The sequence below is a fragment of the Bacteroidota bacterium genome (genome assembly GCA_018816945.1).
Taxonomy (GTDB): Bacteria; Bacteroidota; Bacteroidia; order Bacteroidales.
On sequence record JAHIVC010000066.1, the window covers coordinates 1 to 2056 of the forward strand.

At 36.6% G+C, this 2056-nt stretch carries 5 protein-coding genes; all 5 read right to left on the minus strand.

Going from position 1 to position 2056, the window contains the following annotated elements; genetic code table 11:
• On the minus strand, positions 1–191 hold a 191-nt coding region (locus KKG99_09985; protein MBU1013325.1), incomplete at its 3' end, for a hypothetical protein.
• 122 nt (positions 192–313) lie between these two features.
• On the minus strand, positions 314–526 hold the full coding sequence (locus tag KKG99_09990; protein MBU1013326.1) for a hypothetical protein: 213 nt from the start codon (positions 524–526) through the stop codon (positions 314–316).
• A gap of 16 nt (positions 527–542) precedes the next feature.
• Positions 543–914: a hypothetical protein gene (locus KKG99_09995; protein ID MBU1013327.1), complete on the minus strand. Its 372-nt coding sequence runs from the start codon at positions 912–914 to the stop codon at positions 543–545.
• Positions 915–1107: 193 nt separating this feature from the next.
• Positions 1108–1467 carry a hypothetical protein gene (locus tag KKG99_10000; GenBank protein MBU1013328.1) on the minus strand — a complete coding sequence of 120 codons (360 nt, stop codon included), beginning with the start codon at positions 1465–1467 and terminating at the stop codon, positions 1108–1110.
• 13 nt (positions 1468–1480) lie between these two features.
• Positions 1481–2056: hypothetical protein (locus KKG99_10005; protein ID MBU1013329.1), on the minus strand; the 576-nt coding region annotated here is incomplete at its 5' end.

Below are 2056 nucleotides of genomic sequence, written 5' to 3' on the forward strand. Positions count from 1 at the left end.
ACACAAATTTCAGCAGCAAGATTAACTATACCTTTATTGTCAGTATTGTCCATCCATGTGTCTAATATTTGATTCAAAAGTTCATAATCAATTCCATACACATCACAAATTCTCGATGGAATAGTTCGTGGATGTAAAATAAGCCAATCCTGAATTGATTTTTCTGAAAGTTTTAATGGTTGATTGTTCATTTTATTAATTACGGAACATAAGACTTTCTAACATTACTGTTAGCTGACCACATCTTATATTCCTATAAGTCTGTAGCTCGATTGAAGGTGGTTCTCCTCAGTGCACTTTGCTACAGAGTTTATTAACTTTTAATGATCGCCATAGCAGCACCAAAAATTGCCTTAGATTCCTCAGCAGTAATTTTTTCATCTGCTAAGGCATCCTTAATGGTATCTACCAGAGCACCTACTGCTGCAATTTTTCCTTTTGTGGTTAACCATTTTCCACCCAGCACGATTGCTGCAATACCAACAGCCGCATTAAAAATTAGAGATGCAATAGTAAACCAATCCATTATATTACCTCCTTTCTTATTTAATTACAAAATTAGACCCTGGATTACACGCAATGAGGGGTCTGGTATAAGCCAGCGAAGGAGTAAAGTATGCAGACTGCACACCATCAAGTTCCCAAGCCAAAGTATAATATGCTTGGATTCCCCTGTCTGGAGGAGGAGTTCCAGTATAAGTAATTGCTCCATTTGAAACCAAACCGAATTGTGTCCAAGGCCCAGTGCTAACTGTTCCATAATATAAATGTGTTTTTATTATTGCTTGTTTTGCTACAGAAATTACAGAACCATCTACATAAGTTGTAGGGTTTGTCCATGTAAACGTTTCCGAAAGGACACTTCCACTTAGGGCAAAAATAAATAGAATTAATAATGCAAAAATCTTTTTCATATTGTTCTCCTTTATTCTAATCTCTCAAAAAATCATTTGAAGTAAGACATTTTGTAACAATCCAAATTATATACAAAACACTAACACCTAAAGAAGCATGTAAAATTCCATATGGCATCAATTGATAAAATACAACCAAAACACAACCGATAGTAATAAATCGTTCTGTCCACTTTTTATATTTATTCATTTATTATTTTCCCTTAGTGCCCGCAGGACTTAGCGAAGCATCATATACTTTTAATTTCATTTTCTTCAAAATACTTTCTGCCATCCATCCGTCTCTAAGATCGAATACTCTTGATTTATATTTTGTTCCATCAATCTCTGATGTACCCTGAAAGTCCTTCTTCAATTCTGCCGATTCCTCATCGCTCACCCACCAACAATAGATAAAATGAGTTGGAAGATCAATCTTACAATCAGCTTTCTCATTCCATAATTGGACGGTAAAACTTTTAGATGTTTTGCCTTTATCCACCTTATTTGCGTCTATGTTGGCCGCATCTTTCTTATCAATGGGAATAATGCATATTTCGTAATGATCTGCCATTTAATTATCTTCCTTACCAAAGTGATGGATAACGAGTGTGTATGCCATTTTCTATTGTCGCCCTATCTACATCTCCTAATTTTGAATCATACATAAGAAATACAACAAAACCTATGTTGGTAAAGCGGCTCAGATCAAAAGCTGCTGCCAATGTAAGACCACCACCAGCAGAAGCAACGGATCCCGCCCAACTACCCTTATCAACTCCATTTCTCCTAAAATACCCAGTTGCTCCTCCATCACTTGCATGTCCAATTGTTATTAAAACATATTGATTATTAGAAAAAAGTTCTTCTACAGTAAAACTGGATTCTCCATAAATTTGCGTATATGGTCGGGTATCTTCAACATAAGCAAAATAATCTGATAATCCATCAAAAACCACATCATGGGCAGCAGACGCACCAGGAACTATATTTCGATAAACCAGAAAAACTGTGCATGGCCGATCGAAGGAAAATGCACCAGTTTGCATCAAATCATCAACGCCATCTGATCGAAGTTCAGGATAGCCGTCAAGTAAGGCATCATACCAAACGAACTTCTTGGCATCTGTAGCCTGGGCAAAATCGGTATCAGCAGAAGCTCC

Coding starts and splice junctions, on each gene's coding strand:
- KKG99_10000 (MBU1013328.1), bottom strand. CDS start 1,467: ATGGCAGATCATTACGAAATATGCATTATTCCCATTGATAAGAAAGAT.
- KKG99_09995 (MBU1013327.1), bottom strand. CDS start 914: ATGAAAAAGATTTTTGCATTATTAATTCTATTTATTTTTGCCCTAAGT.
- KKG99_09990 (MBU1013326.1), bottom strand. CDS start 526: ATGGATTGGTTTACTATTGCATCTCTAATTTTTAATGCGGCTGTTGGT.